This is a genomic window from Cedecea sp. Ae19-4, from assembly GCF_059801165.1.
The window spans coordinates 182632-206032 of the sequence record NZ_JBCHWG010000003.1 but is presented as its reverse complement, the minus strand read 5'-3'; the positions used below and the strand labels follow the sequence as shown (position 1 = coordinate 206032).

Below are 23401 nucleotides of genomic sequence, written 5' to 3'. Positions count from 1 at the left end.
CCGGCCAATGGTTACGCTGCAGTTGATCTTTTTATTGTTACTCTTATTATAAGAGTTAATGGTGAAAGGGCAAGTTTTAAACAGCCCGATGCCAGAGAACCGTCGCTCATTTACCCAGGTGAATCTTGATGAAATTTACGCGAATCCTTACGAAAATCAGTCTGTTGTTAAGCCTTTTGCTGGCCGGTACCGGGCTCTCCAGCCCCGTATTTGCCGCCCCCGCAGCAGCCCCCGCGGCGCCCTGGGATACTCAGCTCAACCCGGCGGCACATCAGGCCAATGCCGTATTCAATGACTACAAGTTTCGGGATGGTGAAACGCTGGCTCAGGTGAAGTTACACTACGCCACGCTCGGGAAGGCACACCGAAATGCACAGGGAGAGATTGATAATGCGATTCTCGTGCTGCACTGGACGGGGGCGGACAGCCGGGCGCTGCTGAGCCCTGTCTGGACTAAATCCCTCTACGGGCCAGGCCGCCCGCTGGACTCGAGCCGCTACTACCTGATTTTTGCCGACAGCATTGGTCACGGCCAGTCGAGCAAGCCGAGTGACGGCTTAAAGGCAAAATTCCCCAACTACGATTACGGCGATATGGTTGATTTGCAGCACAAGCTGGTGACCGAAACGTTGGGCATTAAACATCTGCATGCCGTGATAGGGATGTCGATGGGGGGCATGAATGCCTGGCAGTGGGCGGTGGCGTATCCGAGCATGATGGACGGCGTCATGCCGGTGGTGTCGCTGCCGATCAAAGTTTCCGGGCGTAATCTGCTGTGGCGCAGAATGATCGTGGACTCGGTACGAGCCGATCCGGCCTGGCACAACGGCAATTATACCCAGGCTCCCGAGAGCTGGCTTCAGGGCTACAACATCCTGCGAATGATGATCGACAGCGCGCCGGATCTGCAAAGAACGATCCCGGACAAGGCCGCGGCGGACAAGTTCCTGGCGAACAACCGTTTCACCGCCAACCATATCGACACCAACGATGTGATTTATTCGCTCAAATCCTCCTTCAGCTATAACCCACAGCCTGACCTGAACAAAATCACCACCAAACTGTATGCGCTGAACTTTTCGGATGACGAGTTCAACCCGGACAGCCTGCGCGTGCTGGAAACCGAAGTGCCGAAGCTAAAACAGGGCCGCTACGTGGTGCAGGCAGGCACGCCAACATCGCCGGGGCATTTCACCATGACGCGCCCGGATCTGTGGGCTAATCACGTCGGCGAGTTTATGCAATGGATTGGCGATAAACGAGTTAAGCGTCCTGCCAGTAGGGCGGAGAGCCAAACTTCGCCATAAAAAAGTCTATTGCGGTGCGGGTGTTGAGCGACGGAAAACGCCCGCCGGGGTAGAGCATATAGAGTGAATGGTCGGTGGCGCTGTAGGACGCGGTGTAATCCGTCATCATCGGGATAAGCCGCCTGGCCCGCAGCGCATCGCTGATTTGCCAGTCCGGGAACAGCACGATCCCCGCGCCATCTTCTGCCGCTTTCACCAGCATTTCAGCGTTGCCGGAGATGATTTTAGGCTCCGGCGTGAGCTGTACTTTTTCTTCGCCCTGCGTGAAATACCAGCGCTGTAGCCCCATCAGGCCGCGGTAGGCCAGCAGTTTATGACTGTGTAACTCTTCGGGCTTTTGCGGTGTGCCGTAGCGTGCGAGATAGGCCGGGCTGGCGACCAGATAAGCGCGCTGGCGGGTAATAAAACGCCCGTGCAGTGAGCTGTCCTGCATCGGCGAGATACGCAGCAGCAGATCGGTGCCGTCCGCCAGCGGGTCGATGTAGTTATCGGTCAGGTTTAGCTCCAGCCGCAGCGCCGGATAACGTTCGCTGAATTCAGCAATCCACGGGGCGATGTGACGCAGGCCGAAAGACACCGGCGCGTTGAAGCGAAGCACGCCGCCGGGCTGCTGGCGGCGCTCGCTAATTTGGTTTTGCGCCTGCTCAAGCTGGCTCAGCATTTCCCTGAACGCTGCGGCGTAAATATTCCCCGCCTCGGTGGCGACCACGGCTCGCGTGTTACGGTAAAGCAGCTGTGTCTCCAGCGATTGCTCAAGCTGAATTACGGTGCGGGAAACGGAAGAGGGGGAAAGGTTCTCCTGGCGGGCCACTTCTGAAAAGCTGCCTTCGCTGATAACGGCAAGGAAGAGGCGCATTGAGCGCGCATTTATCTGGCTCAGATCTTTCATTTGTGCAATTTCCGCAAAAGTCTTTAATGGATTATACGGTTTTTCGCTACGTCCGGCAGCGTTATCCTCCCCGGCAAGTAACGATGTCCGGTTTCGCCGGGCAAGCACAGAGAGGATGGTATGAGCAATACAGTTTTGGCTTTTGACGAAGCCGTACGTCAGCGTTTTTCATCCAGAGCGTTTCTGCCTACGCCGCTGACTGAGGCACAAATTCGGGATGTTTTGCAGGATGCCCAGCATTCGCCGTCCAACTGCAACACGCAGCCGTGGAACGTCCATATTGCCTCCGGCGCAACCAAAGATGCGCTGCAAAAGATGATGATTGAGAACGATACGGCGGGTAACGTCACGCCAGATTTCAGCTTCAGCTATGACGATTTTCACGGAGATTATTACGAGCGCAGCCAGCGCCAGGCGAAGGTTTATTACGATGCGCTTGGCATCGCCCGTGACGATAAAGAGAAGCGCCGCGAAGCGTATCTGCGTAACTTCAACTTCTTCGGTGCCCCACATGTAGCGTTCCTGTTTATGCCGTCGTTTGGCGACAACGTGCGCGTGGCGTCCGACATCGGCATGTACGGGCAGAGCTTCCTGCTGTCTTTGGCGGCGCGCGGTTTTGCCGGTATTCCGCAAACGCTGCTCGGCTTCCATGCCGATGCGACGCGTAAAATTCTTGGCGTGCCGGACGAGTATCGCCTGCTGTTCGGGATCTCCTTCGGCTATGCCGATCCGGACGCGCCTTCTGCTCAGGTTCGCATGTGGCGCCAGAGCGTGGACGACAGCGTGACGCTGCATAACTAGCGGCTGAGCGGGCGCTCTTTTTTCATGCCGATGGCCAGGGCCAGCAGGATCGCCGCCAGCGAAAGCGCGCTGGGGAGATCGGCAACCTGGCCAAGAATCAGCGCCGAGCTGAGCATGGCGAAGACCGGGATCAGCAGAGAAAGCGGTGCCACGCGGGAAGCCGGGTATGTGTGAAGCAGGGTATTCCAGCCCCAGTAGCAGAAGTGCGTGGCGGCATAAACCTGGAACAGCAGCGAAAACACGGCCTGTTTATCGATATTCTGCGCCAGCGAAGTGAAGGGCGCGGAACCGTGCCAGGCCCAGGTCAGCAGCACCAGCGGCACAGGAGGAAACAGGCTGGCCCACACCACAAAAGCAAAGATCTCTTTCACGCCGGAAAGTTTGATGATGATGTTCCCGGCGCTCCAGGCCAGCGCGCTGATCACAATCAGTATCAACCCGGTTAGCGTTGCGCTGCCGGCGCTATCCAGCACCACGCCAAGCAGCCCCGCCGCCGCCAGAACAATACCGCAGCGCTGCGGGCGCGTAAGGCGTTCGCCAAACAGCAGAACACCCCAGCCCAGGGTAAAAAAGGCGCTGAGCTGGATAAGCAAGGCGGCGCTGCCGGGCGGCACGCCAAACGCGATACCCAGATTGATCAGCGCCCACATCGCCACGCCAAAAATCAGGCCATAGGCCGCTACCCAATGTAAGGCTACTGCCGGGCGTTGGATAAAGAAAACCCACGGCAGGGCGGCAAACGTAAACCGCAGGGCGGTTAATAGAAGGGGATCGATCTGGGCCAGCCCGAGCCGGGTAAGAGGAAAGTTAATCCCCCAGGCGGCGGTGACGGCCAGGGCGAGAAAAAGGTGTTTGCGCTGCATGTCTGTGTCCGGTGAAAAGTGTCGCCGGGACTGTAGCGCTTCCCGAATTGGCCTGCTTTTATTAACGGGTCAATTTTTGTTAAAATTGGGCCATGCAAAATAACATCACAGCAGTTTATCAGGATTCGCCTCAGGCAATCATCGTCACGGAAAAGCACTTCGCCGATGGGGAATGCTTCCCGGTGCACAGCCACGATCGCGGGCAGTTTGCCTACGCCGCAAGCGGCGTCATCTCCGTGGAGACGCCAGATGGAAACTGGGCAGTGCCGCCGCAGTGCGCCATTTGGGTGCCGGGCGGCCTGGTTCACGCCATGCAAATGCGCGGGCCGGTCACCATGCTTAACGGCTATATCAGTGATGCCGCAGCGCACAGGCTTAGTCTGCCGCAGACGAGCCAGGTTTTTGGCGTGTCAATACTGCTACGTGAGCTGCTGGCGCAGGCTGTGGCCCTGGCTGAGGCTTCCCAACCTGAAGGGCGAGACCGGAGCCTGCTTGATTTTCTGCTCTATGAAATTGCCTCGATGCCCGCGCTTTCTCTCAATGCCCCGCTGCCCGACGAACCTCGTCTGCAGGCGGCCTGTCGGGCGTTCTTACTGGCGCCTTCGCTGGAAACGTCAGTTGATGATATGGCAGCGCGCGTGGGCATGAGCCGCCGAACCTTTACCCGCCAGTTCAGGCAGCAGACCGGCATCAGCTTTGTAGCATGGCGGCAACAGGCCTGCCTGCTGGCGGCGATAGGTCGGTTAGGTGAAGGGGAGGCGATCACGCGCATTGCGCTGGATTTAGGCTACAGCAGCCCTGGGGCTTTTTCTGGCGTGTTTAAAAAAGCGCTGGGGAAAACGCCGGGACGATATTTTGCTGAAAAACGGACAGATTGAGGCAATAAAAAAGCCGCTTTCGCGGCTTATTGTTTAAAGAAAGCTAATTATTCAGTGACCTTTTTCTTCAGGTCAGCAGCGCCTTCTTTGGTTTTATTCCAGCCTTTTTCAGCACCTTCTTTGGTTGCGTCCCAACCTTTCTCGGTGCCTTCTTTGGTTTTATGCCACGCCTTCTGGGAGCCTTCACTTATCTTGCTGCCCGTGCTGTCGCTCTTCCCTTCGGCGGCGTGTTTCGACTTAAGCTTCAGCTCTTCGCCTTTGTTCTCTGCCTCGTGCAGTTTCTCTTTGGCGGTGTTCGCGCCTTCGTGTGCTGCAGCGACGGTCTCATCGGTTGCATGTGTGGTGGTCGCGGCAAAAACAGGGGCAGCCAGCAGAATTGCAGATAAAGCGATGATCGTTTTTTTCATAATATCCTCAACAAACGTTATCAGTCCTTATGACCGTGAATAAGCCTGGCACAGCGAAGCGGATGTTGCCTTAGGTAATATTCCTAAATGATTCAGGGTGTTCACGGCTGGTGGATATATTCTGCTGAATAATCCACCAGAAGATAGGCTTATGGGTGGCGAATAAAACGCCCTATACGCTGCCGGAGCAGGCGATTCTCCTGGCGTAGGCGTTCGTTCTCCTCCAGCAGGGTGAGCGCCACGGCGATGCCCGGCCAGTCGAGTTCTAATTCTCGTCGTAGCCGCAATGCCCGCTGCGCTATGTTGATCGCGTGGTCGTCAAACTGCCACGGCCTGACTTCAAAATCGTAAGGCTCGACGACGCCAAGACCGACGATCTCATTGAGTTCCTCCTCCTGAATGCCGGTGTGCAGGCAGAACTCGGTGATGGTAAAAGTGACGGTGACGTTAGCCATTATTTTTTCCCCCAATCTTTGCGCGGATTGAACGCCGACTGGGCGTCTGCCAACTGTTGCCAAAGCGCCGCAGCGTTTTCATCCGGCTTAGGCGGCATCACGATTTTGATCACCGCGAACAGGTCGCCGGTGTGCTGTTTGCTGACCAGCCCTTTGCCCTTGATACGTAGCTTCTGCCCGGCCTGGCTGCCGGCAGGAATGGTCATCAGAATGCTGTCTTTGAGCGTAGGAACCTCGACTTTTGCCCCTAGCGCGGCTTCCCACGGGGCAAGCGGTACCACGACTTCAAGGTTGTGGCCGACGATGTCGAACAGCGGATGTGGCGCGATATGAATCACCAGCCACAGGTCACCGTTTGGCCCACCGTTTTCACCCGGTGTGCCCTGGCCTTTGAGCCGGATGCGCTGGCCGTCTCCGACGCCTGCCGGGATTTTTACATTCAGCGTTTTCGGGATTTCCTGCTCGACGATACCAAACACGTTATAGACCGGCAGCTTGTAGCTGATGGTGCGGCTGTGTTCGGCCAGGGTTTCTTCAAGGAATACGGCAACTTCGATTTCTAAATCGTGGCCGCGCGCGGCGTGCGGCTGGCGAGAATGCCTGGCCTGCTGGCCAAACATAGACGAGAAGATATCTTCGAAGTCCTGGGCGTTGTAGCTTTGCTCGCCGCCCTGGTGGAACTGCTGATTAAACTGCGGGTCGTTGCGGTGCTGCCACATCTGGTCGTACTCGGCGCGGCGCTGCTCGTCGCTCAGTACTTCCCAGGCTTCCGCCACTTCTTTAAAGCGTGCTTCTGCGTCTGGCTCTTTGCTGACGTCGGGGTGATATTTGCGCGCCAGGCGCCGGTAGGCGGTTTTGATGGTTTTGAGTTCGTCCGTCGGTTTCACGCCCATGATGGCGTAATAATCCTTTAATTCCATAGCGTTATCTCGCATAAATCGGTGCATGCAGAACAGAACGTGCGGAAAAGTGTCGCCGATAAGTATAGGCCCGTTGCGGGAAGGTGGGGCGGTGATGGCGGGTTTTTTCGGGCCAGGGATCTGGCCAGAATTTATGACACCTTAAGCCTCAGACGCTGTTGAAAATTTATCCCGACAGGCGTATTGTTTATGTACGGTTTTTTTCCGTACACCTTAAGGTGTTCATTGATTTCATCCTCCTGCTGACACCTGCGGCAGGTCGGGGAGTAAATACAGGATGTCAGCTTTAAAAAAACAGCGCATCGACCTCAGATTGAGTGACGACGACAAAAGCATGATCGAAGAGGCGGCAGCCATGTCCAATCAGACGATCACCCAGTTTATGATTGCCTGTGCGTCTGCTCGCGCTGCAGAAGTGATCGAACAGCATCGCCGCCTGGTGCTAAATGAAGCATCGTGGAACCGAGTGATGGATGCCATTAGTAACCCTCCTGAACCGGATGACAGGCTAAAACGTGCAGCAAGGCGTCTGAAAGACATGGAGTAAGCCGTGGCCGACCTGACTATTGAATTGTTTTCAGCAGACACCGCCTATGATTTTTACGGCTTTGACTGCGGAGAAACGTCTCTGAATGCTTTTCTCGCCGAACACTTTATTCGCCAGCACAATGGCCGCTTTTTACGTGGCTATCTTCTCGTGACCAAAGACGCCAACCCCAAAGTCCTGGGCTACTACACCTTATCCGGCAGCTGTTTTGAAAAAGAGGCGCTGCCGTCGAATAGCCAGAAACGAAAAATTCCTTATGCCAATGTGCCCAGCGTGACGCTGGGGCGACTGGCTATTCATAAAGATCTGCAGGGCCAGGAATGGGGTTCAACGCTTGTGGCTCACGCGATGAGAGTGGTTTATTTAGCGTCACAGGCGGTGGGCGTTCATGGGATTTTTGTCGATGCCATTAACGACAATGCGAAGCACTTTTATCAAAAATTAGGCTTTATTGCGCTGGTGGGGAAAAACGCTAATTCGCTTTTTTATCCAACCCGGTCGATTGAAAAATTATTTGAAGATGAATAAACGATCTATTTGATCCCCCGCCAGTTTCAGACTTACTGAATTGAAATCTAGTGCACTTCCTTCTATGGTCTGAGATCGGAGAATGATCGAGTATTTTCCGGGCACCTGCCTCTGGAATATTTTAATAAAGACTAAAAGGAATCTCGTTTTTGAAAACTTATCATATCGCTACCCTGGCATCTGTTTTTCTGCTGGCCGCCTGTGCGGGCCCGCAGTCGGCAAAAACATCGAAAATTAAAGACCTGGCGGCTCCGCAAACCATCGCTTTTGCCGGCAAAACGTACGGGCAATCCTTCACTCGCTCAACGCCGCAGCAGGCGGTGTGGGAATACACCACCGACGGTGAAAAGGCCGAAAACTGGCAGTGGACGCAGCTGATTACGGTTAATCAGATCAAACTCAATGCCCCGCTTGACCGCTGGATGCAGGCGACGGCGGTGGAGTTAAACCGCACGGTGCCGAAGCCACATTTCGATATAGCGAAAAATGGCGACGTGGCCGAGGTTCGGATTATCTATCTGCCGAAGCCGGGGGACGCAAAGCAAAGCGGCTACGAGTCTGACGTGTGGCTCGCCCGTGAGGCCTGCGGCGGCATCGTCAACCTGCAGTTTGCCCGCCAGTATCCCGCCGACGCGAAAGTAACCGAAAACGACATGGTGAAGCGTATTAAGGCGGATAACGACAAAGATATGGCGGCATTGCAGGCGTTAAACTGGAAAGCGGAGTGCCGCTAACCCGGGTCCCCGGTCGAATCAGGCCGGGGCATTTTATTAAACCTCAGCGGCATGACTTATTATTCAGCATGGCAAAGACTTGTATTAATTTACCGGCCTGCCAGAATTCATTTATTGAATAGTTTACTCCCGTAACTTATTGAAAATGAGCTTTCGATTATTTTGAGCTGGGTCCCAGGGAAAGCTCAGATTGCTTCAAAAAAAACCTGACATTTGTTATATTGTGCTGATTGCTTATTCACCTAAGCGGTGCCAAAAAGAACAAGATTCACCGCGACCCAGGAAAATGAAATGTTAGATTACCGCTTCCCGACAGCTTTGCAGATGGTTCTCAGCGTAGCGATGGCGGAGCAAATGGGTGAACGTTCGACCAGCGCAATCCTCGCCTACGGCCTGGAAGCCAACCCGAGCTTTATCCGTAAACTGATGGTTCCCCTCACGCGCGACGGCATTATTGTCTCGACGCTGGGGCGCAACGGTTCCATTCATCTTGGCCGCCCGGCCGAAGAGATAACCCTGCGAGATATTTACCTGTCGGTGATTGAAGACAAAAAGATTTGGGCTTCCCGCCCGGACGTGCCTGCCCGCTGCGTGGTGAGCGCCAACGCCTGCTGGTACTTTAAAACGATTGCGGAAGAAGCCGAAGAGGCGTCGCTGGCGGTGCTGGCTCGCCATACCGTGGCCAGCGCGCTGGAGAAAGTGAAAAAGAGCGATACCAGCGGCTGCCAGCCGGTGCCTGAGCTAGAGGCGCTGTACAAAAAAGGCCATTAACCGCCGCAGCCACTTCCCGCAGAAATAAAAAAAACCGCCTCTTTGAAAGGCGGTTTTTTATTGGGCTCATCAGGCAGTTTTTTCACCGCCTGATTTAGGGCATTCACGCCTCGACAGTTTTTGCCTGGGTTTTGCCGCGCGTAACGAGCTTACGCAGCGTGACGTAGAACACCGGCGTCAGGAACAAACCAAACAGCGTCACCCCTAACATGCCCGAGAACACCGTCACCCCGGTCACGCCGCGCACTTCCGCCCCCGCGCCATGGCCCAGAATCAGCGGGATAGTCCCGGCGATAAAGGCAATCGAGGTCATCACGATAGGGCGCAGTCGCAGGCGGCAGGCTTCCAGCGCGGACTCCATAATGCCTTTGCCCTGCATCTCCAGCTCGCGAGCGAACTCGACGATCAGGATGGCGTTCTTACAGGCCAGGCCCATCAGCACCACCAGCCCGACCTGGACGAACACGTTGTTATCGCCCCCGGTCAGCCAGACGCCAAACAGCGCGGACAGCATGGTCATCGGCACGATCAGGATCACTGCCAGCGGCAGCGTCCAGCTTTCGTACAGCGCGGCGAGCACCAGGAACGCCAGCAGCACCGCCACCGGGAAGACGATCATCGCCGTGTTGCCCTGGGTTGCCTGCTGGTAGCTCAGATCCGTCCATTCGATGTTCATCCCGTTCGGCAGCACCTGGCCGGACATTGCGGCCAGTTTAGTCATAGCCTGAGCGGAAGAGAGCACGCGTGGATCGGCATCCCCGATGAGATCCGCCGCCGGGTAGCCGTTGTAGCGGATCACCGGGTCCGGCCCGTAGGTGGTGGTGATTTTCACCATGCTGCCGATCGGCACCATTTCACCCTGGCTGTTGCGGGTGCGCAGGTTGCCGATGTCTTCCACGCTGTCGCGGAACTGCCCGTCGGCCTGGGCCATCACGCGCCAGGTACGACCAAACTCATTGAAGTCGTTCACGTAGGACGAGCCCAAATAAGTCTGCAGCGTGCCGAACAGGTCGGTCAGCGACACGCCCTGGGCTTTGGCTTTGTCACGGTCTACCTGCACATCCAATTGTGGCACGTTCGCCTGGTAGGTGGAGATCGGGAAGTGCATCCCCGGCGTTTGCATGATCGCGCCGGACATGGTGTTCACCGCGGTTTGCAGCGCCCCGTAGCCTAAGCCCGCCCGATCCTGGATATACAGCGAGTAGCCGGAACCCTGGCCCAGGCCCAGAATTGGCGGCGGCAGAATTGAGAAGCCGAAGCCTTCCTGAATTTGCGAGATTTTGGCGTTGATCTCGGCGTTAATTTCCGCCGCGGTATGTTTGCGCTCACCGAACGGCTTCAGGCCGAAGAACACCGTGCCGGTATTCGGCGTGTTGGTGAACTGCAGCGCGTTGAGGCCAGGGAATGCCACCGCGTAATCCACGCCTTCGGTGTTCATCCCGATTTCGCTCATCTTGCGGATCACCGCGTCGGTGCGCTCCAGCGAAGAGCCTTCCGGCATCTTCACGCCGCCGATCAGGTAGAGCTTATCCTGGGTCGGAATAAACCCGCCCGGCACGGTTTTGAACATCACTCCGGCAGCACACAGCAGCAGCACGTACACCGCAAACACCGCGCCACGGCGGCCAAGAGTTTTACTCACCAGGCCCTGGTAGCCGTCCGAACTGCGGTGGAAGAAGCGGTTGAACGGGCGGAACAGCCAGCCGAACAGGCGGTCGATCAGCCGGGTAGGCATGTCCTTCGGCGCGCCGTGCGGCTTCAGCAGCAGGGCCGCCAGCGCCGGGGAGAGCGTCAGGGAGTTAATCGCCGAGATCACCGTCGAAATGGCGATGGTCACCGCGAACTGCTTGTAGAACTGCCCGGTTACGCCGGAGAGGAACGCCATCGGCACGAACACCGCGCACAGCACCAGGGCGATAGCGATAATCGGCCCGGAAACCTCGCGCATGGCCTGATGCGCCGCCTGCAGCGGGGCAAGCCCTTCTTCGATGTTACGCTCGACGTTCTCCACCACCACGATGGCGTCATCCACCACGATGCCGATGGCGAGCACCAGCCCGAACAGACTCAACGTGTTCAACGAGAAGCCAAGCAGATAAAGAATACTGAACGTCCCCACGACTGAAACCGGGACGGCAATCAGCGGGATAATCGACGCGCGCCAGGTTTGCAGGAACAGGATCACAACCAGCACTACCAGCACCACGGCTTCCAGCAGGGTTTGCACCACCGCCCGAATGGAGTCGCGCACGAACACGGTCGGGTCATAAGGCGCCGCCCACTTCATGTCTTCCGGGAAGCGTGTGGAAAGTTCGGCCATCTTGGCGCGCACGGCGTTAGACAGGTCGATGGCGTTGGCGCCCGGCGCCTGGAAGATACCGATCCCGACCGCATCTTTGTTGTTCAACTGGGAGCGCAGGGCGTAGCTGCCTGAACCCAGCTCGATACGTGCCACGTCACGCAGGCGAACCAGCGACCCGTCCGGGGCGGTTTTCAGGATGATGTTGCCGAACTCTTCTTCGCTGTGCAGGCGGCCCTGGGCGTTAATGGAGATCAGGAAGTCGCTCGCTTTTGGCAGCGGCTCTGCGCCGAGCTGACCGGCAGAGACCTGCACGTTCTGCTCCTGCATCGCCGTGACCACGTCAGAGGCCGTCAGGCCACGCGCCGCCACTTTGTTCGGATCCAACCATACGCGCATAGCGTATTCGCCGGAGCCGAAAATCTGGATCTGCCCTACGCCCGGCAGGCGCGCGAGTTCGTCCTTCACTTTCAGCGTGGCGTAGTTACGCATGTACAGCGAGTCGTACTTGCCGTTCGGCGAGAACAGATGCACCACCAGGGTCAGCGTCGGCGACTGTTTCTGGGTGGTGATGCCGAGGCGGCGAACGTCTTCCGGCAGGCGAGCTTCGGCCTGGGAAACGCGGTTCTGCACCTGAACCTGCGCCTGATCCGGATCGGTACCCGGACGGAAGGTGACGGTTGTCACCAGCACGCCGTCAGAGCCAGCAACGGATTTCATGTACATCATGTTTTCGACGCCGTTAATCGCTTCTTCCAGCGGCGTCGCCACGGTTTCAGCGATCACCTTCGGGTTGGCGCCAGGGTATTCCGCCCGAACCTGCACGCTTGGCGGCACGACGTCCGGGTATTCACTGATCGGCAGCAGCGGGATCGCGATAAGCCCCGTAATAAAAATCAGAATCGACAGCACCGCGGCAAAAATCGGCCTGTCGATAAAAAAGCGGGAAAAGTCCATGCGTCGGATTCTCTGGTAAGGGATCAGTTAACGGCAGCGCTGGTAGCGGCCATGGCGACAGGTTTCGCGTTCACCGGCATGCCCGGCATAAACACTTTCTGTAGCCCGTCGACGATGACTTTATCGCCAGGGTTCAGCCCCTGCTGCACGATGCGCAGCCCGGCGGCCAGGCGGCCCGGCGTGATGTCGCGGCGCTGGGCCTTGCCGTCTTTATCCACGATGTAGACGTATTTTCTGTCCTGGTCAGTCAGCACCGCTTTGTCGTTGATCAGCAGGGCCTGGAACTCTGCACTGCCCGGCAGACGAACGCGGGCGAACAGCCCCGGCGTGAACTGACGCTGGGCGTTATCCAGCAGGGCGCGCATGCGGATGGTGCCGGTGCTGGCGGTGAGCTGGTTGTCGAGGAAGTCCACGGTGCCCTGATGCGGGTAACCTTCTTCGCCGGACAGGCCAATTTCAACCGGCAGGGCTTTATGGTCGCTGGACGCGCCCTGGCCGCTGCGGGCGAGGTTCTGGTAGTGGAGATAGGTGGATTCATCCACGTCGAAGTAGGCGTAAACCGTCTTCTGAGACACCACGGTGGTGAGCACGCTGGCGCTGTCGCCCGCCGTGACCAGGTTGCCGCTGGTGATCAGCGCGCGGCTGGCGCGGCCGTCGATTGGGGCGGTGACTTTGGTGAAGTCGAGGTTTAGCTGCGCCGCATCAACCGCCGCCTGTGCCGCACGAATATCGGCGTCGGCCTGGGTGGCGGCGGAGCGGCGCTGTTCCCACTCTTCGCGGGAAATGACGTTGGTGCCGATCAGCTTGTCGGTGCGGCTGGCTTCGCTGCGGGCGAGGCTGGCCTGGGTTTTGGCTCTCATCAACGCCGCCTGCGCCTGTTCCAGCGCGGCGCGGTAGGTTCTGTCGTCGATGGTGAACAGGACTTCACCTTTCTTCACTTCCTGGCCGTCGGTGTAGTTCACTTTGTCGATATAGCCGGAGACGCGGGGGCGGAGCTGAACGCTTTCCACCGCTTCGATGCGGCCGTTAAAACTATCCCACTGGCTAACGGGTTTCACCACCACGTCGGCGACGCTCACGGCTGGTGCCTGCGGCACGGCGTTTTGTGCGACTCCCCGGTCGCATCCGGCGAGCAGCGCGGCAAGCAGTACCGGCCCCAACACGCGCAGATGAAGGCTAACCCAATGTTTTTGCAGGCTCATTATTCTTATTCCGATAGTTGAAGTCGGCCGGACAAGACGCAGCGGAGGGTGCCGCGCCACTTCCTTTGTCCGGGCTGACCTGAGGCCATTTGTGTCGCTCATCGGCACAAAATGTGTATCAATTACGAATACAGTATCGCGGCGATTGTAGGAAGGCGTAGAACTAAGTGCAAGAATAATTGTTGCACTTTCTGTGCTATTTGTGCCATTCGAAAAAGGCCCATTTGTAACGAGGATTTAATGTAACAATAAAACTTGCAATTATTGTCAAAGCAGGTCAGATTTAAATGCAACTGATAAAGATGCTTTTAACAAACCCGCAGGGGAGAGAGACAATGAGCACCGATGCCTTCATGCATGATTTACTCGGCTGGATCGATAGCCATCTCGACAGCCGCCTCGACATCAACACCGTTTCCGAGCGGGCAGGGTACTCGAAGTGGCACCTGCAGCGGATCTTCAAGCAGCACACAGGCTACAACCTGGGCGAGTACATCCGCGCGCAAAAGCTGAAGAAATCCGCCGAGCGCCTGAGCCGCACCGCAGAGCCGATCCTGAACGTGGCGATCTCCCTGGGCTTTGACTCCCAGCAGTCTTTCAACCGCAGCTTTAAGCGCCAGTACGGTATCGCGCCGGGCGTATGGCGTCGGCAGTTGGCTCACTCCGGGAACCGCTATGGGGCCTGAGAGACATCAACTTACAGCCTGCTCTTTGATCAGAGCGGGTTGGGGGATGCCTGTTTCTCTTTACGTCATATTAAAATGGCGTTCAGCCTGTTGAATCAGAATGAATATATAGTCGATGAAATAAACCTGCCTATATACAATATATAACATAGTTAACCCGCCTTTTCGCTATATTCCATTTTGTACAAATGCTTATTCAAATAATCACCGTGATAGTAATGTGACATTTATAAGCCTGTTAAAATCAGGCCTATTAAAAATAAAAAAATAATGTTTTATGGCGGTTTGATCTTTTGCCTGGCCTGTATTAGAAATTATATCAGGGTAGGGAATGCATTGTTTTACCGCCTCACTATCCGCGAGAGCTTTTAACCTTTCTTTCCGTTTATTTTATTATGGTGAAAATCATGAAAGAATTATCCACTCAGGAAGTTAAGTCAGTTAGCGGTGCGGGTTTACTGGATGGCGTGATCGGCGGCGCGGGCGATCCGCTGGGCACCGTGGGCGGCATTGTTAGCGGCCTGCCGGTTGTGGGCGGCGTTCTCAATGGCGTGACCCAGCTCGTGGGTGGCGTGGTAAATAGCGTGGTTAGCGGCGTGAGTTCTATTCTGGGCGGCCTGCTTGGCGGCACCGGTCTGTTCGGCAGCACCAAGCGTTAATATCACGGATGCGATGCTTTTCCCAAGGGAATAACGGAACGGCATTTTAAAGGATTAAAACACTCCCCATAATATATGGCAGCCGCCGGAAGGGTGCTGCTGTATATTTTATTTGCGTTTATTTATTTTCCTTTTCTGTTTAGTCACTATTGCTCTGGAAAAAAATAAGAGGAATATTCCCCTCTTATTTAAGCCTCTGGCCACTATCCTAAATCTATCACCCGGTTAGCGCTGGCGATTGTCGACGGGCGATGGGCAATAAAGATGCGGGTTATTTTCAGCGAAGCGATAGCGGCATTGATATGCGCCTCATTGGCCAGATCCAGGTGGCTGGTGGCCTCGTCAAGAAACAGCAGATTGGGCTGCCGGTAAAGCGCCCTGGCGATCAGCAGCCGCTGTTTCTGCCCCCCGGAAAGGTTGCCCCCCAGTTCGCCAATCAGCGTTTCATAGCCCATCGGCAGGCTCATAATTTCGTCGTGGATGTTGCAGTTCCGGGCGCAACTGACAATGCGCTCTGCGTCTTTGCTGATGTCGAAGCTGCCGATGTTGTCGGCTATCGACCCGGCAAAAAGTTTGTCGTCCTGCAGCACACAGGCGATGCTATCGCGGTAGTTATTCAGCCCGACTTTGCTGATGTCCAGGCCGTCGATCAGGATTTGCCCGCGCGTGGGGTCGAGCAGCCCGGCCATCACCTTCATTAAGGTTGTTTTCCCGATCCCGGAAGGGCCGACGATGGCCACGCTTTCCCCGGCGGCGACGGTGATGTTCAGATCGGCAAAAATCGGCCGCGAGAGCGCGTCGTACTGGAAGACCAGGTCGCGGGCTTCAAAGCTGGCGGGCTGATTTTTAGGCAGCAGCTTGCGCGGCGGCTGGCTGGTTTCGGTCTCGGTAAACACCACGTCGGCGATACGGTCGCTGTGCAGGCCGAGCATACGCAGCTGCAGAATCATATCGATCAGGTTGGCCGCCCGCTCAGAGAACTGCCCGCGATAGGCGTTGAAGGCGACGAACATCCCGAGCGTCATCTGGCCATTGATCACCATCAGCGCGCCCAGCCACAAAATCACTATCTGGTCGACGGCACCGATAAAGGTGTTGATGCCCCCAAAGAGCATATCCAGCTTGGTGATGCGGATGTTGGCGTTGGCGGTATCTATATTGAGGTTGAGCCAGTACTGCGAGCGCGTAGTGGACAGTCCCAGCGCTTTCAGCGTGCCGATGCCGTAGAGGGTTTCCATAAAGTGGGAATTGGCCCGCGCGCCTTTGACGATCTTCTCTTCCGAGGCCTGGCGGTACTGGTTGTAGGTGGCCAGGCGCAGCACCATATAAAATGCGGTAAAGCCCAGCACGACCCACACCAGCCAGCCGCCGTAAAGCACCATCATAATCAGCACGCCGACCGACATCAGGGTGTCGATAATACCGTTGACCAGGTTGGTGGTCAGCGTGGTGCGAATGGTGTCCAGGGAGCCAAAGCGGGACTGGATATCGCCGAGTTTGCGCTTTTCGAAATAGGCCAGCGGCAGTTTGAGCAGATGGTCGAACATGCCCGCTTTCCACTGCACTTCAATCAGGGAATTCATCACCAGCGACGTCCAGGCCCGGAGCATGCTGACGAAGGTGCGAAACAGGGTAAAGAACAGCAGCCCGATACAGATCAGCGCCAGTAAATCATGATCCTCCGCGATGATGACGTGGTCCATCACCAGCTGGGTGCCGATGGGGATCAGCAGGTTGATCGCCTCCACCACCAGAGACAGGCAGAAGATTTTCGTCAAAAAGCCTTTCAGGCCGCCGATGTTGCCGAGCAGGGTGCGGAAGCTGAGGCGGCTGCGCTGGGTGACGCGGGCAAACTCGCTGTCCGGCCACAGCTCCAGCGCGACGCCGGTAAAATGCTGGGACATTTCCGCCAGGCCCACGACGCGGCGGCCAAAGCCCGGATCGTGGATCACAAAGCCCGAGCGTTTGACGGCGACCAGCACCACAAAGTGGCTCATGTCCCAGTGGAGAATACAGGGCGTTTTCAGCTCGCGCAGCTCGTTCAGATCCAGCGAAAGCGGGCGGCTTTTCAGGCGCAGCTGGGTGGCGATGTCGATCAGCACCGCCAGCGTTGCGCCGTGGGAAGAGATGCCAAACCGCTGGCGCAGGTTGAAGAGGTCGATGTTCATGCCGTGGTAGCGACAGACCATCACCAGGCAAGCCAGGCCGCACTCTGCCGCTTCCGTTTGCAGGACCTGGGGCACTCTGCGGCGCAGGCTAAAGTTCAGCTGATGCATCATGTCTTTAAAAGCGGATTCATTCATGCACGGGTCCGGTTAGGCTTTTTTTAAGGTCGTAGTAAGGGGCGAGCATCCACTGGTAGACGGGGCGTTTTTCCAGGAATAGCGTGGATTCCGCCTTCATGCCGCTGGAGAGCCGAAGGGGGTTGTCTCTGGCGGTGAGACGGTTCAGGTCGAGCGTGACCAGCACTTTGTAAAAGGGCTGACTGGTGGTGCCGGACGGCTGGCGAGGCACATTATTGTACATCGCCATTTCCTGCGCCGAGGCGGGCACGCTGGAAATCGACAGTATTTTGCCGGGGAACTGGCCAAACTTCTCAAAGGGAAAAGCCTCGTAGCGGATGTTAATGCTGTCCCCCGGCGTGACGTAGGGCAGGCTGCTGTTGGGGAGCCACAGCACCAACGCGTAGCCGTCGCCCCCGTTGGGCACCAGCTGGGCGAGGCTGTCGCCGGCGTTGACCATCTGCCCCTGGGTGACGCTCAGGGAGTCGATTTTGCCGTCGCTGGGGGCGTCGATAAACACGGTCCCGCCGCCGTCCACCTCCGCCAGCTGGCGGTTGAGCCCGCTTAGCTGGAACTGATACTGGGAGATTTGGTTGTCAAAATCTGTCGCCCGCGTTGAGAGCTCGCTTTGCAGGTTGGTGATCTGCAGGCTTTCCTGGATGCTCTGGGTGTTCAGGCTTTGGTAGGCGGTTTGCTGCTGATAATAGAGGTAGCGCTGGTTGTTGAGCTGGTCTTTGGTGATCATGCCCTTGCGCTGGTAGCCGTCGTAGTTGTCCATGCTCTGGCGCATCTCTTCCATGCCTTTGGCGGCGTTCGCCACCAGGGCGAGGGACTTCTCGTGCGCGGTCTGGTACTGAGTCAGCTGTTGCCTGAGGTTTTGCTCGGTTTTCTGCTTGTTCTGCTGCAGCTTGAGGATTATTTCCTCGATAAGCTGGATCTGTTTCTGGATGGCGGCGATAGAGTTCTGGCTGACGTTGCCCGACTGCGTCGAGCGGCTGGTATCTATCTGATAAAGATGGTCGCCTTTGGCCACGCTGTCGCCGGTTTTAACCCAGGTGTGGGTGATAAATCCCTGCTGCGGAGAGAAGATATTGATGGCGTGCGGCTGGGTGATGACTTCCCCGCTGACGTTAATCCGGCGGGTATAGCTGGAGAAGGCCATCAGGCTTATCAAAATAATTAAAAACGTGGCGGAGAGTAATACCACCACCCAGGCGGGATACCCGGAGATCAGTAACGCTTTACCCAGCCATTTGCTGCGGGTGTGCTCTATGGCTTCCTTGCGGAATATATTTCTGTTCATTGGGGGAGAGCAGGCCATCATCGTTTTTTATACTCATTAGAGTAGTTTAAGCGTTTGCGCGCGCCAGCAATGTGGTGAGATTTTTTATTCTTATGGCGAGAGGGAATAATATATTTGAAACAGATAAGCCCGAACCTGGAATAGGGTTTTTATTTTCAGGGTTATTTAAAGTGAAATTAACCTGGCGGTAAAACTTAGCTCATTAACCCCGGAAATTCACCGGGGCCAAGGTTAGCCGTTAACGCACCGGCGGTTTAGGGGCGATCACGTCCTCGATAAACGCTTTGACCTGCTTCTGCCTGCGGGCGGAAAACTTACACACCTTGCGCAGCGTCTGCATGATCTCCGGCTCTTCCACCGGCGGCAGCGGCTCTTTGGCCGTTAATATCAGGCAGCCCGGCAGAACCCGCACCTCCACGCTCGTGCCCGTATCAAAACCGGCGTCTGCAAGCCAGAACCCATTCAACGTTATGGCGGGTGAAGGCTGGAATTTTTTCGAATCTCGAATGTAGCCCACAGTATAAGTCCTTGTTGTTGTGGGGATGTGCTTCTCTGGCTTATTATGCTGGTCAGTCATGGTCAACTCTCTGTTAGTTGGTTGTGATTAGCGGTTAGGGCGGGTTGCCGCCTGCCTTAATCGCGCTTCTTTTGGCTTCTTTTCTTACTGCTCTCTTACTTTTGCTCTTACTGCTTTTGGTTTGTGCTTTCTGATTGCTTCATACGGGAATTATACCTTGCTGGAGGGATTGGCTGGGAAAAGGGGGGGATAAATGGAATGCGCCTCCCAAAAAATGGTAGGGGGAAAATATGTTTTATTTGTTTACTATCGCTTCTCTTTAGCTGTTGTCGGTTATGGATAAAAACAGGCCAATATTTTGATGAAAGCAGGTGTTTTACTGACGATGTTGTTCATTACATCTATGTCCTGGGCCGCAGAATCTGGGCCAAAAGTGCAGGCGAGAGAAATGGCGGAAGCACTCTGTCAGGCCCAGTATGAATTACTCCATACGCGTTTTGAACTGGAGCGTTCTGAAACGGAGGCAGTAGCGGCCTCAAATAAAATATTGGATGCTTACCTGAGAAAGAATAAAGAAAGCTTAGGTGAGCATGTCGCTGCCTTAATGGGGAAAGTTTTTCTGTCGCAGTTGCATGAATTAGAGTCTAATCCTGAGGCTGTAACGCACCTGAAATCATCTCCAGCAGGTTTTAAAGAGAAGTTCCTCTCGTTTTGTATTTCCGATAAGACAGAAAAGATTGAGTTTCTGCATGTTTTTGGGTGAAGGGCTTAGCTGTGGAGGCTAGAAACTTCAGAGGCAATAACCTGGTTATATCTCAACGAAGATTCTTAATGAGTGAAAAGCCGATTGTGATTATATGAGGAGGAATTTTATGTTCTAGTACTGCTGTTGTTGGTTATTATTAAAGTTTGGGTGATTGGTTGTTTTTTGTATTTTTATTACGTAATTTAATGTGCGAAAAAACAATCAAAGGTAGTTGTATTCATTTATTTCATTTTTGGTGGGGCTAGTTTTAGAATGGAACACATAAAACAATTGTTGAAAAAAAATGAATTTATAGAAAGGTATGGTTTAGGAAACTCGCATTTATTATGGTCATTAGGTTTATACTTGGATGAGTCAGATTTTGACAAGTTAGCCTCTGATGGATTAACTGATGGAGGAAATGATAAAAAAATAGATTTCATTACTGTAATAAATTCAACGCTTTTTATTGCGCAGGGTTATTATTGTAATCAGGAGGCATTGAAAATTGTTGCACCTGCTAATAAAGCATCTGATCTTAATACTGCCTTAGCTTGGATAACTTCAGGTTCTGGTCAATCTCCTAATGAAAAGCTAAGAGTTAAGATTTCCGAAATTAGAAGACTTATTGATGATAATGAAATAGAAGCAGTAGAGCTTTTGTATATTCATAATTGTGCAGAATCAGAACAGGTCCGAGTTGAGTTGGAAACGTGTCGCGACTACTTAGCTGGTCGATTTACTGATAAAGAAATAGAAGTAACGTACAAAGAGTTAGGTGTAAATAGTCTTGAGAAACTATATATAGCTCTATCGCAGCAAATAGTAGTTAAGGATAACATAATTTTTGATGGTGTACTTGTCGATTCGATAATGGGCGATGGGTGGACATCTCATGTGGGGTTTGCTAATGGTAGTTGGCTGAACTCACTTTTTAAAACGCATGGAGCTGAATTGTTTTCAGCTAATTATCGTGGTTTTATGGGGTTGAGTAAAAGAAGAAAAATAAATTCATCTATAAGAAGCACTGCAGAAAGTACACCAAAAGATTTTTTTGTTTTTAATAATGGCGTGTCGATTCTTACAACTAAATTTAACAAAATTAGAGGTGAGGGAGTTTTAGAGGGCATATCAATTATTAATGGGGCTCAAACAACAGGCTCGATAGGTTCTGTGCAAGATATACAAAAGCTTGATGGCTTGAAGGTTTTATGTAAAGTTATTGAGTGCAATGATGCCGATAAAGTGAAAAAAATTGTTCAGTTTAACAATACTCAAAACCATATTACAACGTGGGATCATTACTCAAACAGCCCGGAACAAAAACAAGTAGGGGAAGAATTTTCAACTTTAGGATATAGCTACTCCTTAAAAAGAGGTTTTGAAAATACTGGCTCTTTATTTGGCATAGAATCTGTCGCACAACCGCTAGTTGCTTTGCATGGTGATTATGCGAGCGCAAATAGAGGTAAAAACTATGTTTTTGATACTAAAACTGCCTATGACAATGCATTTCATGAATCAAAAGCCCAACATATTTTATGTGCTTATACTATATCTAAGGCAATAGAGCGAGTTAAAGCACAGATTAAAAATAAAGAAAATAAGATAAAATCTGATGAGGATAACTTATTGTTTTTACAGAATCTTAAGTCTCGATTCTTTTTGATTGCAATTGTTGGCGAGATTCTTGAAGAGTTAACGGATAAACCACTTAACAAGAAATTTGTAAAGTATAAATATAATACATCTCTTTCTAGAAATAATTCTTTAGATGATTTGATTAATTTATGGACGCCAGTAATCGCTGCAATACTACCATTTGTGATTAGGTTTTCTGGTCAAGACTTGACAACCTATCTATCTGAAACAGAAAGCCCATTGCTAAAAGTTGCGAACGAAGTTAAAAATACTTTAACCTCTTTAAAAGCATTTCAACCTATCGAGCCATTGAGAGTTTTAGCTGATAACTTAGAGTGATTTTTATTTAGGCGGAATTAATATTTCGCCTAAGTAATTAATTATAAATATATTTATCAGTGAGCATTTTTCAATTGTAACTATCTTATCGAACTCTAGGTTGTATGTTTGTAAGCATCCCAACTTCAGTTCCATGCACTTTTTGAGTGTTCCAGTTTTTCAGCCATCAGCCGGTACTCTTCCGGCGTCAGGTTATTCAGGGATTCATGAGGCCGCTCGTTGTTATATTCCATCAGCCAGCGCTCGGTAATCTCCCGTGCTTCATTCAGTGTTCTGAACAGGTAAAAATCCAGGATTTCTGTCCGGTACGTCCGGTTAAAACGCTCAATAAAGGCATTCTGCGTTGGCTTGCCGGGCTTAATAAATTCCAGTAACACACCATGCTCCTCAGCCCATTGTGCCAGCGCCAGTGAGACCAGTTCTGGCCCGTTATCCATCTGCATCTTTAGCGGATAACCGCGGTTTGCCACTATCCTGTCCAGCACTCTCACGACGCGTTGTGCCGGGATATTCAGGTCGATTTCTATCGCCAGGGCCTCACGATTAAAATCATCCACTACATTGAATGTCCGAAAGCGTCTGCCGCAGACCAGCGCATCGTGCATAAAATCTATCGACCAGCTCTGGTTAAGTGCCTCAGGCGTCATCAGTGGTGCCGGATTACGCACTGGCAGCCGTTGTTTTCCCTTACGACGAAAATTCAGTTTCAGCAGACAGTAAATTCGGTGAACGCGTTTATGGTTCCAGGCGTTGCCTTGCCTGCGTAGCAGCTGGAACAGCTTCTTAAAACCATATCGCGGATAACGTTCTGCCAGTTCGGTCAACGCCAGGACCACCGGCTCATCACGCCGGGTGTCGGGCTGATAAAAATATACCGTCCTGCTCAGCGATAATGTCCTGCACGCCTGGCGAATGCTCATGGCAAATTGTGCCGTCAGATAGCTGACGAGCTCCCGCTTTATCGCTGGTTTTAAAGCTTTTTTTCGATAACGTCTTTCAGGGCCCGGCATTCAAGGCTGAGATCGGCAAACATCTGTTTGAGACGACGGTTTTCGTCCTCAAGATCTTTCATCTTTTTGATATCTGAAGCCTCCATCCCGCCATACTTTGCTTTCCAGTTGTAGTACGAGGCTTCAGATATTCCCGCTTCGCGACAGACATCTTTGACGGTGCGGCCTGCTTCGACAGACTTTAGTACAGTGATGATCTGGTGCTCGGTGAATCGGGCTTTACGCATGGCGATCTCCTCAGGGGACATAATCAGTATGTCGGAAGATCTCTAAAAGTGAATGGTTCGGTTTGCCGGGATGCTTACATGTTGAGCTGAGATATTCATGTAGCTTTCTATCGTCAGCAGCCTATGGTTGAAATTATCTATCACGTTGAAGTTTCATAAATGTTTTCCGCAGACGGTTGCATGAATATTTACATTTGCGCAGTCATCAAAAATAGAAAAATATTCCCGACAGACACCGGGTGCAAAAAACTATTTATCAGGCAATCAGAAATGCGTCGAAAAATGTAGTATGCCAAGCCAAGCCAAGCCAAGCCAAGCCAAGCCAGAGCAGGCGGTTGGTAATGAGCCGTTTTTATTATAGAGTTCGGTGAGCGCCTGAGTTATCATTTTTAATACGGTGTTAGTTACACAGAATTACTGACAAGCCCTTTCAT

Annotated in this window: 22 protein-coding genes; 11 read left to right on the top strand and 11 right to left on the bottom strand. The window is 53.5% G+C overall.

The genetic code is table 11. The features are described from left to right. Positions 1-128 precede the first annotated feature (128 nt). Entirely contained in the window at positions 129-1307 is a 1179-nt protein-coding gene (locus AAIE02_RS18895) for an alpha/beta fold hydrolase (RefSeq protein WP_498533043.1), read from the top strand. On the opposite strand, the gene AAIE02_RS18890 is transcribed toward AAIE02_RS18895, so the two are convergent. Then, on the bottom strand, positions 1264-2196 hold the full coding sequence (locus AAIE02_RS18890) for a LysR family transcriptional regulator (protein ID WP_336819490.1): 933 nt from the start codon (positions 2194-2196) through the stop codon (positions 1264-1266). The two genes, AAIE02_RS18895 and AAIE02_RS18890, sit on opposite strands and share 44 nt — an antisense overlap. A gap of 120 nt (positions 2197-2316) precedes the next feature. Between AAIE02_RS18890 and AAIE02_RS18885 the strand changes: the two genes are divergently transcribed. Further along, positions 2317-2997 carry a nitroreductase gene (locus tag AAIE02_RS18885; protein WP_336983721.1) on the top strand — a complete coding sequence of 227 codons (681 nt, stop codon included), beginning with the start codon at positions 2317-2319 and terminating at the stop codon, positions 2995-2997. Here AAIE02_RS18885 and AAIE02_RS18880 read toward each other — a convergent pair. Further along, positions 2994-3860 carry an EamA family transporter gene (locus AAIE02_RS18880; RefSeq protein WP_498533042.1) on the bottom strand — a complete coding sequence of 289 codons (867 nt, stop codon included), beginning with the start codon at positions 3858-3860 and terminating at the stop codon, positions 2994-2996. The genes AAIE02_RS18885 and AAIE02_RS18880 overlap by 4 nt on opposite strands. Before the next feature lie 92 nt (positions 3861-3952). Here AAIE02_RS18880 and AAIE02_RS18875 point away from each other — a divergent pair, with 92 nt between their 5' ends. Continuing rightward, entirely contained in the window at positions 3953-4738 is a 786-nt protein-coding gene (locus AAIE02_RS18875; protein ID WP_498533041.1) for an AraC family transcriptional regulator, read from the top strand. A 47-nt stretch (positions 4739-4785) separates the two neighbouring features. Here the strand turns inward: AAIE02_RS18875 and AAIE02_RS18870 are convergent, their stop codons facing one another. The 3 genes from AAIE02_RS18870 to cbpA all read right to left on the bottom strand — a co-directional run bounded on the left by AAIE02_RS18870 (position 4786) and on the right by cbpA (position 6520). Beyond that, positions 4786-5145 (bottom strand): KPN_00521 family repetitive protein, encoded by a 360-nt coding sequence (locus AAIE02_RS18870; protein ID WP_166869063.1) that lies wholly within the window; start codon positions 5143-5145, stop codon positions 4786-4788. 149 nt (positions 5146-5294) lie between these two features. Continuing rightward, a complete protein-coding gene (cbpM, locus tag AAIE02_RS18865) occupies positions 5295-5600 on the bottom strand; it encodes a chaperone modulator CbpM (protein ID WP_008458201.1) in 306 nt (101 codons plus the stop codon). Then, positions 5600-6520 carry a curved DNA-binding protein gene (gene cbpA, locus AAIE02_RS18860; protein WP_166879086.1) on the bottom strand — a complete coding sequence of 307 codons (921 nt, stop codon included), beginning with the start codon at positions 6518-6520 and terminating at the stop codon, positions 5600-5602. Before cbpA ends, cbpM begins: the two co-directional genes overlap by 1 nt. 277 nt (positions 6521-6797) lie before the next feature. Between cbpA and AAIE02_RS18855 the strand changes: the two genes are divergently transcribed. From AAIE02_RS18855 to oqxR, 4 genes are all read left to right on the top strand, one after another. Further along, positions 6798-7067, top strand: coding sequence for a type II toxin-antitoxin system TacA family antitoxin (locus AAIE02_RS18855; RefSeq protein WP_039297448.1), 270 nt, complete (start codon positions 6798-6800; stop codon positions 7065-7067). 3 nt (positions 7068-7070) lie between these two features. Then, positions 7071-7595 (top strand): GNAT family N-acetyltransferase, encoded by a 525-nt coding sequence (locus tag AAIE02_RS18850; protein ID WP_498533040.1) that lies wholly within the window; start codon positions 7071-7073, stop codon positions 7593-7595. Between the two features lie 149 nt (positions 7596-7744). Then, positions 7745-8329 (top strand): HI_0983 family protein, encoded by a 585-nt coding sequence (locus AAIE02_RS18845; RefSeq protein ID WP_498533039.1) that lies wholly within the window; start codon positions 7745-7747, stop codon positions 8327-8329. A 291-nt stretch (positions 8330-8620) separates the two neighbouring features. Continuing rightward, the gene (gene oqxR, locus AAIE02_RS18840) at positions 8621-9100 is read left to right on the top strand and encodes an efflux pump transcriptional repressor OqxR (RefSeq protein WP_008458195.1); all 480 of its coding nucleotides are present in this window, start codon (positions 8621-8623) and stop codon (positions 9098-9100) included. A 103-nt stretch (positions 9101-9203) separates the two neighbouring features. Here oqxR and oqxB read toward each other — a convergent pair whose 3' ends face one another. Together oqxB and oqxA are read right to left on the bottom strand one after the other, a co-directional pair. Next, positions 9204-12356 (bottom strand): multidrug efflux RND transporter permease subunit OqxB, encoded by a 3153-nt coding sequence (gene oqxB, locus AAIE02_RS18835; RefSeq protein WP_494493605.1) that lies wholly within the window; start codon positions 12354-12356, stop codon positions 9204-9206. A gap of 23 nt (positions 12357-12379) precedes the next feature. After that, the gene (gene oqxA, locus AAIE02_RS18830) at positions 12380-13558 is read right to left on the bottom strand and encodes a multidrug efflux RND transporter periplasmic adaptor subunit OqxA (protein ID WP_172744482.1); all 1179 of its coding nucleotides are present in this window, start codon (positions 13556-13558) and stop codon (positions 12380-12382) included. Positions 13559-13893: 335 nt separating this feature from the next. On the opposite strand from oqxA, the gene AAIE02_RS18825 reads away from it, so the two are divergent. Together AAIE02_RS18825 and AAIE02_RS18820 are read left to right on the top strand one after the other, a co-directional pair. Then, on the top strand, positions 13894-14244 hold the full coding sequence (locus tag AAIE02_RS18825; protein ID WP_498533038.1) for a helix-turn-helix domain-containing protein: 351 nt from the start codon (positions 13894-13896) through the stop codon (positions 14242-14244). Between the two features lie 407 nt (positions 14245-14651). Beyond that, entirely contained in the window at positions 14652-14903 is a 252-nt protein-coding gene (locus tag AAIE02_RS18820) for a hypothetical protein (protein WP_039286933.1), read from the top strand. A 203-nt stretch (positions 14904-15106) separates the two neighbouring features. Here AAIE02_RS18820 and AAIE02_RS18815 read toward each other — a convergent pair whose 3' ends face one another. The 3 genes from AAIE02_RS18815 to AAIE02_RS18805 form a co-directional block, all read right to left on the bottom strand. Next, entirely contained in the window at positions 15107-17206 is a 2100-nt protein-coding gene (locus tag AAIE02_RS18815; RefSeq protein ID WP_498533037.1) for a peptidase domain-containing ABC transporter, read from the bottom strand. Beyond that, on the bottom strand, positions 17199-18488 hold the full coding sequence (locus AAIE02_RS18810) for an HlyD family secretion protein (RefSeq protein WP_498533036.1): 1290 nt from the start codon (positions 18486-18488) through the stop codon (positions 17199-17201). Before AAIE02_RS18810 ends, AAIE02_RS18815 begins: the two co-directional genes overlap by 8 nt. A gap of 238 nt (positions 18489-18726) precedes the next feature. Further along, complete coding sequence (locus AAIE02_RS18805; protein WP_498533035.1) at positions 18727-19005, bottom strand: SymE family type I addiction module toxin; 279 nt, start codon at positions 19003-19005, stop codon at positions 18727-18729. 361 nt (positions 19006-19366) lie between these two features. Between AAIE02_RS18805 and AAIE02_RS18800 the strand changes: the two genes are divergently transcribed. Together AAIE02_RS18800 and AAIE02_RS18795 are read left to right on the top strand one after the other, a co-directional pair. After that, positions 19367-19768, top strand: a complete 402-nt coding sequence (locus AAIE02_RS18800) for a hypothetical protein (RefSeq protein ID WP_498533034.1) — start codon at positions 19367-19369, stop codon at positions 19766-19768. A gap of 255 nt (positions 19769-20023) precedes the next feature. Further along, positions 20024-21730 carry an AIPR family protein gene (locus tag AAIE02_RS18795; protein WP_498533033.1) on the top strand — a complete coding sequence of 569 codons (1707 nt, stop codon included), beginning with the start codon at positions 20024-20026 and terminating at the stop codon, positions 21728-21730. Between the two features lie 125 nt (positions 21731-21855). Here AAIE02_RS18795 and AAIE02_RS18790 read toward each other — a convergent pair. Continuing rightward, a protein-coding gene (locus AAIE02_RS18790; protein WP_498532060.1) for an IS3 family transposase occupies positions 21856-22967 on the bottom strand; the annotation gives its coding sequence in 2 pieces (ribosomal slippage) (positions 21856-22706 and positions 22706-22967; 1113 coding nt in all). Positions 22968-23401: the final 434 nt, after the last annotated feature.